The organism is Ensifer soli (genome assembly GCF_041928815.1).
Classification (GTDB): Bacteria; Pseudomonadota; Alphaproteobacteria; order Rhizobiales; family Rhizobiaceae; genus JBHFEI01.
Genome location: NZ_JBHFEI010000013.1, coordinates 87191 through 100662 on the forward strand (window position 1 = coordinate 87191; position 13472 = coordinate 100662).

Genomic DNA, 13472 nt, shown 5'->3' on the forward strand with positions numbered 1-13472 from the left:
AAATGCTCTAGCCGAAGATCCAGAGGCCGAGGAGGCCGGCGATGCCGACAGCGATCCGCCAGAGGGCGAAGGGCGCGAAACCCCGGGTCGAGACGAAGTTCAGCAGCGAGCGCACGACGAGCAGCGCCGAGACGAAGGCGGCGACGAAGCCGATGCCGATGATCAGCCCGTCGTCGACGGAAAGCGCGTCGCGGTTCTTGTAGAGGTCGAGCGCGAAGGCGCCGACCATGGTCGGCATGGCGAGGAAGAAGGAGAATTCCGCCGCCGAGCGCTTGTCCGTCCCCATCAGCAGCGAGCCGACGATGGTGGCGCCGGAGCGCGAGGTGCCGGGGATCATCGCCAGGCATTGGAAGAGGCCGATCTTCAGCGCCAGCGACGGCGGATAGTCCATCACGTTGCGGTAGCGCGGCGTCAGCGGCATGCGGTCGACGGCATAAAGGATGATGCCGCCGAGGATGAGCACGACGCAGATCAGCGCCGGCGTCTCGAAGAGGACCGACTTGATGAAGCCGTGGGCGAAGGCGCCGATGATGGCGGCCGGCAGGAAGGCGAGGAGCACGCAGAGCACGAAGCGGCGCGCCTTCGCGCTCGTCGGCAAGGCGCGCGCGATGGCGATCAGCCGCTCCGCATAGACCAGCAGGATCGCCAGGATCGCGCCGAGCTGGATCAGCACCGCGAAGGTGTTGCCCGGCGATTCGAAACCGAGGAAATGCGAGGCGAGCACGACATGCGCCGTCGAGGAGACGGGGATGAACTCCGTCAGCCCCTCGATGATGCCGAGAACGAGCGCGCTGATGATCGACGTCTGGTCCATGATATCCGTTTTGCAATTGGCCGGCCGCGACGGCCGGCGCAGGAGCCGATTCCCTTGTCTTCGCGGCGGCAAGTTCCTATAGGTCTTGACCAGACGCCGGTGAGCGCCATCTGGTCGCCGACGGAACCGTCGCCACCCCGAACGAAACGAACCCGCCCTCCATGCCCACGCTCTATCACCACCCCATGTCGGCCGCGTCGCGATTCGTGCGGCTGATCCTCTCGGAATATGGTTACCAAACCGATCTCGCCGAGGAGATGCCATGGGAAAAGCGGCGGGAGTTTCTGGCGCTCAATCCGGCCGGCACGCTTCCCGTCTATGTCGACGACAGCCGGCGGGCGCTGTGCGGCGCCGCCGTCATTTCCGAATATCTCGATGAGACCAACGGCGTGCTGAAGCGCGACCGGCGGCTGCTTGCGGAAGACCCGTTCCAACGCGCCGAGATCCGCCGGCTGACCGAATGGTTCCTGCACAAGATGGAGGCGGACGTGACCCGTCCGCTGGTGCGCGAGCGGATCTTCAAGCTGCAGATGACGGCCGAGCAGGGCGGCGGCGCGCCGGACTCGAAGATCCTGCGCACCTCGCGCGCCAATATCCGCCAGCACATGAAATATCTCGACTGGCTCGCCGGCTCGCGCAAGTGGCTTGCCGGCGACCGGCTCTCCTATGCCGACCTCGCCGCCGCCGGCGCGCTCTCCGTGCTCGACTATATGGGCGAGATCGACTGGGTCGAGGCGAGCCAGGTCAAGGACTGGTACCAACGGCTGAAATCCCGTCCCTCCTTCCGGCCGCTGCTCGCCGAACGGGTGCGCGGCGTCACGCCCGTGTCGCATTATGCGGACCTCGACTTCTGAGCGCGGCGATCCGGCGGCGCGACGGCGGGCGGCGCTGACCGCCTTCCTCAAGGCCGAGGCGCGCGACAAGGGGTTCGACGCCTGCGCCGTCACCACGCCGGATGCGATCCCGGAAGCCCCAGGCCGGCTCAGGGCCTTTCTCGACGCCGGCCATCATGGCAGCATGGGCTGGATGGCGGACACCGCCGCGCGCCGTGCCGATCCCGCGACGCTCTGGAGCGGCGTGCGCGCGATCGCGGTGTTCACGATGAATTACGGGCCCGAGGAGGATCCGCGCGCCGTTCTTTCCTTGCCCGACCGGGGGGCGATTTCCGTCTATGCCCGCAACCGCGACTATCATGACGTGATCAAGGGACGGCTGAAGGAGGTCGCGACCCGTTTCGCCGCGCGTTCGGGCGAAGAGGTCAAGGTCTTCGTCGACACGGCGCCGGTGATGGAAAAGCCGCTTGCCGCCTCGGCCGGCCTCGGCTGGCAGGGCAAGCACACCAATCTCGTCAGCCGCGACCACGGCTCCTGGCTGTTCCTCGGCTCGATGTTCACCGCCGCCGAACTCGATCCGGACGCTCCGGAGGCGGATCATTGCGGCTCCTGCAGCGCCTGCCTTTCGGCCTGCCCGACCGATGCCTTCCCGGCGCCCTACCGGATCGACGCGCGCCGCTGCATCTCCTATCTCACCATCGAGCACAAGGGCCGCATCGACCCGGAATTTCGCCCGCGGATCGGCAACCGCATCTATGGCTGCGACGACTGCCTCGCCGCCTGCCCGTGGAACAAGTTCGCGCAGTCAGCCTCCGAGATCCGCCTGAAGGCGCGCGACGACCTGAACGCGCCGCCGCTCGCCTTCCTTCTCGGCCTCGACGATGCCGGATTTCGCAGCTATTTCAGCGGCTCGCCGATCAAGCGGATCGGCCGCGACCGTTTCGTGCGCAACGTGCTGATCGCCGCCGGCAATTCCGGTGACCCGTCGCTCGCGCCGCTCTGCGCCGGTCTCTGTCGCGACGGCGCACCGGTGGTGCGCGCCATGGCCGTCTGGGCGGCGCGCCGGCTGATGGACGCCGACGCCTTTGCCGCGCTGAAGACACGGTGCAGGGACGAGAGCGACGACGACGTGCTTCTCGAATGGAAGGATGGCTGCTGATGCATGTTCTCATTCTCGGCGCCGGGTTTTCCGGCCAGGCGATCGCAACGGCGATGATGCGCCGCGCGCACTCCGTTACCGGCACGACGCGCGCCGCGACGAAGAGGGAGGCGCTCGAGGCGCTCGGCATCAGGCCGCTGATCTTCGACGGCGAGACGATCGGCCCGGAGCTTGCCGAGGCGATGGCGCGCACGACCCATCTCGTCCAGTCGATCGCACCGGGTGCAGCCGGGGATCCGCTGTTTCGCGCGGACAGGCCGCCGCTTGCGGCGATGATGCCGAACCTCGCCTGGGCCGGCTATCTGTCGACGGTCGGCGTCTATGGCGACCATGACGGCGCCTGGGTCGACGAGGACACGCCATGCCGGCCCGCCTCGACACGCTCGCTCGAACGCATCGCGGCCGAGGATGCCTGGCTCGGCTTTTCCAGGGAGAGCGGCATCCCCGTCGCCGTGCTGCGCCTCTCGGGCATCTACGGACCCGGCCGCAACGCGCTGTGCAACCTCGCCGAGGGCACCGCGCGCCGGCTGGTGAAACCCGGCCAGGTCTTCAATCGCATCCGTGTTGAGGATATCGGCGCGGTCACCGATTTTCTCGCGGCCCGCGGGCTCGGCGGCGTCTACAACGTCACCGACGACTCCCCCGGCCCGCCTCAGGACGTCGTCGCCTATGCGGCGGATCTGATGGGCGTCGAGAGACCGCCGGCAATCGCCTTCGAGAACGCCGTCCTCTCCGAAATGGCCCGCTCCTTCTACGGCGAGAACAAGCGGGTCTCGAACGCGCGGCTGCGCGGGCTGGGTTTCACCTTCCGCTTCCCCGACTACCGCATGTCGCTCGAAGACCTCTGGCGAACCGGCCGCTGGAGCGGCTGAAACCCGGAGCCACCGTCCCGGGAACGGTTGAGGCCCTCGCGCGGCGGCTGTACCTGCACTCATTCGTTTGGTGAACTTCGTTCAGTTTTACAGCGAAATCATCGTCAGCCGCGGCCTTCGGGCGGGAAAACGGGGTGGCGAAGGTCCCTGCCGGCAGAAGCTTCCCCGTCCTGCCTGCGATTTTCCACACGCATTGCGCGAAACATCGATTTGTTCCGTGCCGATTCCGTTCTCTCTCCGCATATTTCAAAATTTTCAAATACAATTTTTCAGATTGCAATCCTGTTTTTTCAACCGACGCGTCAGCGTGCCATTCCCCTCGATTTTCGTGATGTTTTCAGTCCTCTGCGCACGTACCTCAAATATCATTCAAATTTAAACAGGTTTAGGGCGCAGCATTTCCTTAACCGAAGATGAACGGTTGAGGCTTTTTTTCGCCATGATTGCCCCGGCAAGCCCCGTCCCGCGCCGTTCAGGCGAGACTTACCAACAAGGGATCAGGCTTTTTGAAGAAATCGGGGCTTTCTACTGCGGTTGCTCTTGCCGCTCTCGTCACGGGCTCGTCGCTGTCCGCCATTCCGGAGGCACGGGCCGCACAGCAGGGATGCGGCGGGGCATCCTGGTACGCACTGACCTCCCGGACCGCGTCCGGCGAGCGCATGAACGCATCCAACCTGACGGCCGCCCATCGCAGCCTCAAATTCGGCACCCGGATCGAGGTGGTCAACAGGAACAACGGCCGCAGCGTCGTCGTCCGGGTCAACGACCGGGGGCCGTTCATCCGCGGCCGGGTCGTCGATCTGTCCAAGGCCGCGGCGAACAGCATCGGCATGGTGCGCTCCGGCGTCGCCAATGTGTGCTACAAGGTCATCAGCTGATCGCCCTCGGGTGCCGGCGCCGTGCGATACCGGCTTGCCCTTCCCGCCCGTGACCGCTACCACGCACCAAACGGACCGAGGTGGACATGCGACTGGGCGGACGGCTTTCCGGAGCCATTGACGTGATTGCCGATATCGAGGCGCGCCGGCGGCCTGTCGCCGATGCGCTGAAGGACTGGGGCCTGGCGCATCGTTTCGCCGGCTCCGGAGACCGTGCCGCCGTCGGCAACATCGTCTACGACGCACTGCGCAAAAAACTGTCCCACGCCTTCGTGATGGACAGCGACACGCCGCTCGCCCTTGGCTATGCGGTGATGCTCCGGCAGTGGGGGATGATGGCGGAGGCGTTGTCGGCGGAATTTGCCGGCGACCGCTTCGCGCCCGAACCGCTGCCCGGGGCGATGGCGGCCGCCTCTGCCGAGCGCGATCTTTCCGCCGCCCCCCTGAACGTCCAGGGTGACATCCCGGACTGGATCGTGCCGTCGCTTGCCGGAAGCTTCGGCGACCGTGTGCTGGACGAGGCGCGCGCGCTGGCCGAACGGCCGACGCTCGACCTGCGCGCCAACACGCTGAAGGCGACGCGCGACAAGGTGCTGAAGGCGCTGGAGCGCAGCGGCGGGAAGCCCGCGCCGATCGCGCCGAACGGCATCCGCATCCCCGCCGGCGAGGGTGCCTCGCGCCTGCCGAACGTAACGGCGGAACTCTCCTTCCAGAAGGGCTGGTTCGAGGTGCAGGACGAGGGCTCGCAGATCGTCGCCGATCTCGTCGCGCCGCGCGAGGGCGATCAGGTGCTCGACTATTGCGCCGGCGGTGGCGGCAAGACGCTCGCCATGGCGGCGGCGATGGGCAACAAGGGCCAGGTCCATGCCTTCGACACCGACCGCAAGCGGCTCGCCCCGATCATCGAACGGCTGAAGCGCGCCGGCACGCGCAATGTGCAGGTGCACGATTCCGCAAAGGCGCTTGCGCCGCTTGCCGGCCGCTTCGACACCGTTCTCGTCGATGCGCCCTGCACCGGGACCGGCACCTGGCGCCGCCGGCCGGACACGAAATGGCGGCTGACGGAGAAGAACCTGCAGGAACGCATCGACCAGCAGCGCGAAGCGCTCGACGCGGCGAGCGGCTTCGTCCGGCCGGGCGGCACGCTCGCCTATGTCACCTGCTCCATCCTGCCGGAGGAAAACGAGGAGCAGATCGCCGGTTTCCTCGCGCGCCATCCGGACTTCGCCGTGCTGCCGGCCGCCGACGACTGGCCGCGGCGTTTCGGCGCCGACGCCCCGCGTCCCCATGTCTCCGCCGGCGGCCTTCTGACGCTGACGCCGGCGCTGACCGGAACGGACGGCTTCTTCTTCGCCCGGCTGGCGCGGCGCGCCTGACGCGCAGGCGGTCAGTCGATCCGGATCGGATATTGCTGGCGCGGCGGGATCGCGTGATGCAGCACGGCGATCGCCACCAGCAGCAGGCTGCCGCCGAGCACGACCTCGAACAGCACCGGCGCCTCGAATTGCGAGGCGACGGCGACGAGCGGCACGGCGCCGGCCGGCGGATGGGTGACGCGCAGGAAGAGCATCAGCCCGACCGCCACCCCGACGCCGATCGCGCCGGCGAGCCAGACGCCCGGCAGCGCATGGGCGGCGATGCTGCCGACGACGGCGGCGATCAGGTAGCCGCCGACGACGTTCGCCGGCTGCGACAGCGGGCTCTTCGGCTGGCCGAACAGCAGCACGGCGCTGGCGCCGAACGGCGCGATCAGCATCGGCAGCCCGGTATAGACGGCGAGCAGGCCGACCGCGCTCAGGGCGAGGATCGCCCCGACAGCCGATTTTAGCGGATGATGCGCCAGGCCGCGGGGCTCGTGACGACGGACGTAGTGACGGAAATGGCGATGCATGGACGGCGACCGGATGACGGAAAGGCCGGAGGTATAACCGGATTTTCAGCCGTCGTAACGCATGAATTTTGACCCCGGCGCCGGATGCGGGAGCATAATTTTCCGCGCGGCCACCCCGCAGGCGAGGCCTTGGACGCTTCATCAGCACTTTGTAATCGTTCAAAACTATACTCTTTGACACCAGTTTCAATTTGCGCGATGACAGCCCGACGAACCAGAGCGGCGGCGGCGGCCGCCAGAGGAGAGGGTCATGCGCATGAAATTGCTTCGCGGCGCCGTGGTGGCGCTGGCGGCGACGGTCAGCCTTCCGGCGCTGTCGTTTGCCGCGGTGACGGCGACGGAGGTGGTCGCCCATTACGTCGAGATCGGTCACGCCAAGTACGAGGACGCACTGACGACGGCAAAGGCGCTCGACGCGGCGATCGACGCGCTGATCGCCACTCCGAGCGCGACGACGCTGGAAGCGGCGCGGACGGCATGGCTTGCCGCGCGCAACCCCTATCAGGAAACGGAAGCCTACCGCTTCGGCAATGCGGTGGTCGATGCCTGGGAAGGCAAGGTCAATGCTTGGCCGCTCGACGAGGGCCTGATCGACTATGTCGATCCGAGCTACGGCACGGAAAGCGACGAGAACGCGCTCTACACCGCCAACGTCATCGCCAACCCGAAGATCACGGTGGACGGCGAGGCGATCGACGCTACGACGATCACGCCGGAGCTGATCGCGTCGCTGCGCGAGGCCGGCGGCATCGAGGCGAACGTGACGACCGGCTATCACGCGATCGAATTCCTGCTCTGGGGCCAGGACCTGAACGGCACGGGACCCGGCGCCGGCAACCGGCCCTACACCGACTACGACACCCAGGCCTGCACGAACGGCAATTGCGACCGGCGCGCCGCCTACCTGAAATCGGCCTCGACGCTGCTCGTTGGCGATCTCGAGGAGATGGTGGCCGCCTGGGCGCCGGAGGGCGAGGCGGCGAAGGCGGTTCTCGCCGATCCGAAGGCCGGGCTCTCCGCCATGCTGACCGGCATGGGCTCGCTTTCCTACGGCGAGCTTGCCGGCGAGCGGATGAAGCTCGGCCTGCTGCTGCACGATCCGGAAGAGGAGCATGACTGCTTCTCCGACAACACGCACAATTCGCACCTGCACGACCAGATCGGCATCGAGACCGTCTATACCGGCAGCTACACCCGTACAGACGGCACGACGCTTTCGGGCCCGTCGCTCTCCGCGCTCGTCGCGGAAAAGGACAAGGCGCTCGACGCGGAACTGACGGCCAAGCTCGAAAAGACCACGGCGGCGATGCGGGCGATGGTCGAGCGGGCGAGGACGACGGAAGCCTACGACCAGATGATCGGCGAGGGCAATGCCGAGGGCAACGCCATCGTGCAGGCGGCGATCGACGGGCTGATCGACCAGACCAAGTCGGTCGAGCGCGTCATTTCGTCCCTCGATCTCGGCACGATCGAGCTTGAAGGTTCCGACAGCCTTGATAATCCTGATGCCGTCTTCCAATAAGCGATGAAAGCACGCCGCCCGCGCCCGCCCTTCTTCAAGGGAGAGGCGGGCGGCGCGAAACGACCATGACACGAACTGCCGTCGCCGGCCTGACTGCCCTCCTCCTCGGCATGGCGCTGACCGCGCTGGCCGCGGCGAGCGAACCGGTGCCGCCGGCAGGGGACCTGCCGTCCGAACGCACGGATCTCGACGGCAAGGACCTCGCCCGTGTCCGCAGCGTGACGAAGCCGACGGTGAACTTCACCAAGGCCGAGCGTTTCGAGGCGATGTCCGGCGGGGCCGCGACGACGCGGGCGACCGTCAATGCCGACGTCTTCTCGCAGTTTTCCGCCAATCTGACCTTCGCCGAGGAAGACGACTTCAAGCTCGGCAACGCGCTGTTCCGCAAGGTCTGGGTGTCGGCCCCGTCCTCGACCCAGGCCTCCGACGGTCTCGGGCCGCTGTTCAACTCCCGCGCCTGCCAGAACTGCCACCTGAAGGACGGGCGCGGACGGCCGCCGGAAGGCGCGGTCAACGAGGCGAACACGATGTTCTTCCGCCTCGCCCGGCCGCCCCGGACCGACGCCGAGCGCGAGGCCGTCGCCGCCCACCGCCTGCCCAACCTGCCCGATCCCGTCTATGGAGGACAGTTGCAGGATCTCGCCGTCTCCGGCCTGAAGCCCGAAGGCAAGATGCGGATCACCTATACCGAGGAACAGGTGACGCTGCGCGGCGGCGAGACGGTGTCGCTGCGCCGCCCGGCCTATGGCGTCGACGGCCTCGCCTACGGGCCGCTCGATCCGGAGACGACGCTGTCGCCGCGGGTGACGCCGCAGATGATCGGCCTCGGCCTCGTCCAGGCGATCCACGAGGCCGACATCCTGGCAAATGCCGATCCGGACGACCGCGACGGCGACGGAATCAGCGGCAGGGCGCAGATCGCCCGCGACCCGAAGACCGGAGCGCTCGTGCTCGGCCGCTTCGGCTGGAAGGCGCAGAACCCGTCGATCCGCGTGCAGACGGCGGACGCCTTTGCCGGCGACATCGGCATCTCCACCCCGGACGCGCCGAGACCCCATGGCGACTGCACGGAGGCGCAGGCCGATTGCCTCGCGATGCCGACCGGCGTGCAGCCGCGCCTCGGCGACACGGAAGCACCGGACCCGATCCTCGACCTCGTCACCTTCTATTCGGAAAACCTCGCCGTGCCCGCCCGGCGCGGCGCGGGCACGGCCGCGGTGCTCGCCGGCAAGAAGGTCTTCTACGAGAGCGGCTGCGTCACCTGCCACCGGCCGAAATTCGTCACCCGCCGCGACGCCGCCAATACGGCCCATGCCTTCCAGCTCATCTGGCCCTATTCCGATTTCCTGCTGCACGACATGGGCGAGGGCCTTGCCGACGGGCAGGCGGTCGGTGTCGCGACCGGGCGCGAATGGCGCACGCCGCCGCTCTGGGGCATCGGCCTGACGAAGACCGTCAGCAACCACACCTTCTTCCTTCACGACGGCCGCGCGCGCACGCTCACCGAGGCGATCCTCTGGCACGGCGGCGAGGCGGAAAAGGCGCGCAACACCTTCGCCGATCTGGACAAGCCGGACCGGGATGCCCTGATCACCTTCCTGGAGTCGCTCTGATGCGCCGGTCCCTCCTTGCCCTCGCCATCACCCTTCTGGCCGTCAACGGCGTCGCGGCGCAGGAAGGCGCCGTGCCGAGCGGCACCCTGCAGGAGGCGGCCGTTCCGGGCGTGCTCGCGCGGGTCGTCGACGCGGTGATCCGCCCCGGCTACCGCAGCTTCCACGCGGCCGCGGACGATCTGGAAAGGACGACGGCCGCCCTCTGCGAGGCGCCGTCCGCGGCATCGCTGGACGCGGCGAAATCGGCCTTTGCCGCCGCCGTCTCGCGCTGGTCGGAGATCGAGATCGTCCGCGACGGACCGGCGATCGCGCAAAACCGCTTCGAGCGCCTGCTCTTCTATCCCGATCGCAAGGGAACGGGCCTGAAGCAGGTGCAGGCCGCGATCGCCAACCGGGACGAGACGGCGACCGCGCCGGCATCGCTTCGCGGCAAGAGCGTCGCCATGCAGGGACTGGGCGCGCTGGAATTCGTGCTTTACGGCAGCGGCGCGGAGGCGCTGCTTGGCGAGAAGCGCGGCTATCGCTGCCGCTACGGCGCGGCGATCGCCGGCAACATCGCGGCGATCGCCGGCGAGCTTGCCGCCGAATGGGACGCTCCCGACGGGGTGGGGAAGGCCTGGAAGGCGCCCGGCCCCGGCAATCCGCTGTTCCGCAGCGATGCGGAAGCCGTCACCGCCGTGCTCGGCATCATGGTCCATGGCGCCGAGACGGTGCGCGACCAGCGCATCCTGCCCTTCTATCGCGGCACGAAGGCCGGCACGCCGGACAAGGGCCGGCCGAAATCGGCGCTCTACTGGCGTTCGGGGCTGACGGTCGCCTCGCTCCACGGCAACATCGCCGGGCTCAGGCGCCTGTGGGAAACGGCCGACATGGCGCGCCTCGTCGAGCCCGGCTTCCAGTCGGTGGCGGGATCGGTCGATTTCCTGCTGAAGGCGCTCGACCGGTCGCTGGCTGAGGCGCCGCTGCCGGTGGAAGCGATGCTCGCCGACGCGGCCGAACGCCAGCGGCTCGATTTCGTCCTTCTGACCAGCCGCGACCTGATCGCGCGGCTGAACCGCGACTATGGCGGCGCGATCGGGCTCGGCGCCGGTTTCTCCTTCGCCGATGGCGACTGAGATGACGGCGAAGGGGACGAGCGGGCTCACCGATCGCCGCAGCTTCCTCGCCATGGCGGGGGCGGCCTGGACGACATCCCTTTCCCCCCGCGCGGCCTTTGCCCTGTCGCGGACCGAAGCGGTCTTCGCCGCCGCGTTCATGGCGCCGGACGGCGGCTACGGCATCGCCACCGTCGCGGAAGAGGGTGCAATCATCAGCCGCGAGAGGTTGCCCGCCCGCGCCCATGGCCTGGCGTTCTCGGCCGCCACCGGCGACATCGTCGCCTTCGCCCGCAGGCCCGGCACGTTCGCCATGATCCTCGATCGCACGCGCCGACGCGCGCCGATCGTCATCACCGCCGCCGAGGGCCGGCACTTTTTCGGCCACGGCTGCTTCTCCGCCGACGGGCGCCTGCTCTATGCCACCGAGAACGACTTTTCCGAAGGGCGCGGCATGGTCGGCGTCTATGACGCGACCGACGCCTATGCGCGGATTGGCGAGTTCGCCTCTCACGGCATCGGCCCGCACGACATGACGCTGATGGAGGGCGGCCGCCTGCTGGCGATTGCCAATGGCGGCATCAGCACCCATCCCGATTTTGGCCGCACCAAGCTCAACCTCGACAGCATGGAGCCTTCGCTGAGCCTCGTCGACACGCGGACCGGCGCGCTCGTCGAGACGCACGGACTGCCGCCGGAACTCCGGCAACTGTCGACGCGCCATCTCGATCTCGATGCGGACGGCCGGCTCTGGTTCGCCTGCCAGTACGAAGGCGCGCGCAACGATCTGCCGCCGCTGGTCGGCACGCTCCGGCGGGGAGAGGCGCCGGCCTTCGTCACCCTGCCGGATCCGGTGACGGAGAGCCTCGCCAATTATGTCGGCGCCATCGCCATCAACCGCGCGGAAAACCATGTCGGCCTGACCTCGCCCAAGGGCGGCGCGCTCGTCGTCCTCGACGCGGCGAGCGGGCGGGTGCTTCAGACCCGAGCGCTGAAGGATGCCGCCGGCATCGCCCCGGCACCCCATGGCCTTGCCGCCTCCTCCTATGACGGCCGCTTCGGCGGGACGCTGAGCCCGGTTGCCTGGGACCAGCACATCGTCCGCCTCGGCTGAGGCATCTTTCGAAAACACCGCGCTGCCCTATATGAACGCGCATGTCGAAGCGCCTCTCCGTCACCCTCCTCTTCGTTGCCGCCGTCCTCGGCATCGGCATCCTGATCGGCTTCACCACGGCGCCCGGCGCCTGGTATGCCGGGCTTGAAAAACCCTCGTTCAACCCGCCGAACTGGATCTTCGGCCCGGCCTGGACGATCCTCTACGTCCTGATCGGCATCGCCGGCGCGCGGATCTTTCTCGACCATCGCCGCTCGGCGGCCATGCGCCTCTGGTTCGGGCAGATGGTCCTCAACTTCGCCTGGTCGCCGCTCTTCTTCGGCCTGCGCGACATCGCCGCCGGCCTGATCGTCATCCTGGCGCTTCTCGTCGCGATCATCGGCTTCATCGTCGCAAGCTGGCGCCGCGACAGGATCGCCGCGCTGCTGTTCCTCCCCTATCTCGCCTGGGTCTCCTTCGCCACGCTGCTCAACCTGGCGATATTCCGCCTGAATTGAGCCGCCTGCAGGCTTGTTCCCCGCCGGCCGGCATGCAAGGGTCGGGGCTATGAGAGAACGGCCCGCACGGACCCGAGGATGAACCCGACACGACACAGCGACTTCCGCACACGCGTGCGCCGCAGCTTCGACAACCAGAAGGCCATGGCGCTTCTCGGTGCGGAACTGACCCGCATCAACCACGGCAGCGTCGAGATCGAGCTGCCCTTCGACGAGAAGCTGACGCAGCAGCACGGCTTCCTGCATTCGGGCGTCATCGCCGCGGCGCTCGATGCCGCCGGCACCTATGCCGCCTATTCGATGCTCGATCCGGAAGCCTCGATCCTGACCATCGAGTTCAAGGTCAACCTGATGTCGCCGGGGCGCGGCGAGCGGTTCCTGTTTCGTGGCGAGGTGACGAAGCCCGGCTCGACCATCATCGTGTCCGACGGGCGCGGCTATGCGATCACGCCGGATGGGCCAGCCAAGCTGATCGCCTCGATGACCGGGACGATGATGGTGATCCGCGGGCGCGAGGACATTGCGGGATGACGGTCGAGACGAAAACGGTCGCCGGCAAACGGCTGCTTTACGTGATGGCGGCGGAGGCGGAATACGGCCCGCATCTGAAATCCCGCTTCACGCCGCTGATGACCGGCGTCGGCCCGGTCGAGGCGGCGGTCGTGCTGACGCGCGCGCTCTGCGACCTCGAGCACGGCGGCAAACGGCCCGATCTCGTCGTCTCGCTCGGCTCGGCCGGCTCGGCGACGCTGGAACAGACGGAGGTTTATCAGGCGATCTCGGTCGGCTACCGCGACATGGACGCCTCGCCGCTCGGCTTCAAGAAGGGCGCCACGCCGTTTCTCGACCTGCCGGCGATCCTCGACCTGCCGCTGCGCGTGCCGGGCGTGCCGGAAGCGCGGTTGTCGACCGGGGCGAACATCGTCACCGGCGCGACCTATGCGACGATCGACGCCGACATGGTGGAGATGGAGACCTATGCGCTGCTGCGCGCCTGCCAGGCTTTCGGCGTGCCGCTGGTCGGCCTGCGCGGCATTTCCGACGGCAGGGAAGAACTGAAGCATGTCGGCGACTGGACGGAATATCTCCATGTCATCGACGAGAAGATGGCGGCCGTGGTCGACCGGCTGGAGGCGGCCGTCGCCGGCGGCGAGATCCGTCTCGGATAAAGCCGCGCCGTCTGCC

At 67.9% G+C, this 13472-nt stretch carries 14 protein-coding genes; 12 read left to right on the forward strand and 2 right to left on the reverse strand.

Annotation, left to right across the window (positions count from 1 at the left end):
* Positions 1–7: 7 nt before the first annotated feature.
* The gene (locus tag ACEVQ6_RS18640; RefSeq protein ID WP_374890550.1) at positions 8–814 is read right to left on the reverse strand and encodes an undecaprenyl-diphosphate phosphatase; all 807 of its coding nucleotides are present in this window, start codon (positions 812–814) and stop codon (positions 8–10) included.
* A 161-nt stretch (positions 815–975) separates the two neighbouring features.
* Here ACEVQ6_RS18640 and ACEVQ6_RS18645 point away from each other — a divergent pair, with 161 nt between their 5' ends.
* From ACEVQ6_RS18645 to ACEVQ6_RS18665, 5 genes are all read left to right on the forward strand, one after another.
* A complete protein-coding gene (locus ACEVQ6_RS18645) occupies positions 976–1668 on the forward strand; it encodes a glutathione S-transferase family protein (RefSeq protein ID WP_374890551.1) in 693 nt (230 codons plus the stop codon).
* Complete coding sequence (gene queG / locus ACEVQ6_RS18650; RefSeq protein WP_374890552.1) at positions 1649–2806, forward strand: tRNA epoxyqueuosine(34) reductase QueG; 1158 nt, start codon at positions 1649–1651, stop codon at positions 2804–2806. Before ACEVQ6_RS18645 ends, queG begins: the two co-directional genes overlap by 20 nt.
* Positions 2806–3678 (forward strand): SDR family oxidoreductase, encoded by an 873-nt coding sequence (locus ACEVQ6_RS18655; protein ID WP_374890553.1) that lies wholly within the window; start codon positions 2806–2808, stop codon positions 3676–3678. Before queG ends, ACEVQ6_RS18655 begins: the two co-directional genes overlap by 1 nt.
* A gap of 566 nt (positions 3679–4244) precedes the next feature.
* Positions 4245–4556, forward strand: coding sequence for a septal ring lytic transglycosylase RlpA family protein (locus tag ACEVQ6_RS18660; protein WP_374890590.1), 312 nt, complete (start codon positions 4245–4247; stop codon positions 4554–4556).
* Between the two features lie 86 nt (positions 4557–4642).
* Entirely contained in the window at positions 4643–5932 is a 1290-nt protein-coding gene (locus ACEVQ6_RS18665; protein ID WP_374890554.1) for an RsmB/NOP family class I SAM-dependent RNA methyltransferase, read from the forward strand.
* A gap of 11 nt (positions 5933–5943) precedes the next feature.
* Here ACEVQ6_RS18665 and ACEVQ6_RS18670 read toward each other — a convergent pair whose 3' ends face one another.
* Positions 5944–6447, reverse strand: coding sequence for an HPP family protein (locus ACEVQ6_RS18670; protein ID WP_374890555.1), 504 nt, complete (start codon positions 6445–6447; stop codon positions 5944–5946).
* A gap of 250 nt (positions 6448–6697) precedes the next feature.
* Here ACEVQ6_RS18670 and ACEVQ6_RS18675 point away from each other — a divergent pair, with 250 nt between their 5' ends.
* The 7 genes from ACEVQ6_RS18675 (at position 6698) to ACEVQ6_RS18705 (ending at position 13456) form a co-directional block, all read left to right on the forward strand.
* The gene (locus ACEVQ6_RS18675) at positions 6698–7969 is read left to right on the forward strand and encodes an imelysin family protein (RefSeq protein ID WP_374890556.1); all 1272 of its coding nucleotides are present in this window, start codon (positions 6698–6700) and stop codon (positions 7967–7969) included.
* Between the two features lie 65 nt (positions 7970–8034).
* Positions 8035–9582 (forward strand): di-heme oxidoreductase family protein, encoded by a 1548-nt coding sequence (locus ACEVQ6_RS18680; protein WP_374890557.1) that lies wholly within the window; start codon positions 8035–8037, stop codon positions 9580–9582.
* Complete coding sequence (locus tag ACEVQ6_RS18685; protein ID WP_374890558.1) at positions 9582–10697, forward strand: imelysin family protein; 1116 nt, start codon at positions 9582–9584, stop codon at positions 10695–10697. The genes ACEVQ6_RS18680 and ACEVQ6_RS18685 overlap by 1 nt, the downstream gene beginning before the upstream one ends.
* Position 10698: 1 nt before the next feature.
* Entirely contained in the window at positions 10699–11790 is a 1092-nt protein-coding gene (locus tag ACEVQ6_RS18690) for a DUF1513 domain-containing protein (RefSeq protein WP_374890559.1), read from the forward strand.
* A gap of 41 nt (positions 11791–11831) precedes the next feature.
* A complete protein-coding gene (locus ACEVQ6_RS18695) occupies positions 11832–12287 on the forward strand; it encodes a TspO/MBR family protein (RefSeq protein WP_374890560.1) in 456 nt (151 codons plus the stop codon).
* Positions 12288–12365: 78 nt separating this feature from the next.
* The gene (locus ACEVQ6_RS18700; protein WP_374890561.1) at positions 12366–12818 is read left to right on the forward strand and encodes a PaaI family thioesterase; all 453 of its coding nucleotides are present in this window, start codon (positions 12366–12368) and stop codon (positions 12816–12818) included.
* Complete coding sequence (locus ACEVQ6_RS18705; protein ID WP_374890562.1) at positions 12815–13456, forward strand: 5'-methylthioadenosine/S-adenosylhomocysteine nucleosidase; 642 nt, start codon at positions 12815–12817, stop codon at positions 13454–13456. The genes ACEVQ6_RS18700 and ACEVQ6_RS18705 overlap by 4 nt, the downstream gene beginning before the upstream one ends.
* Positions 13457–13472 lie beyond the last annotated feature (16 nt).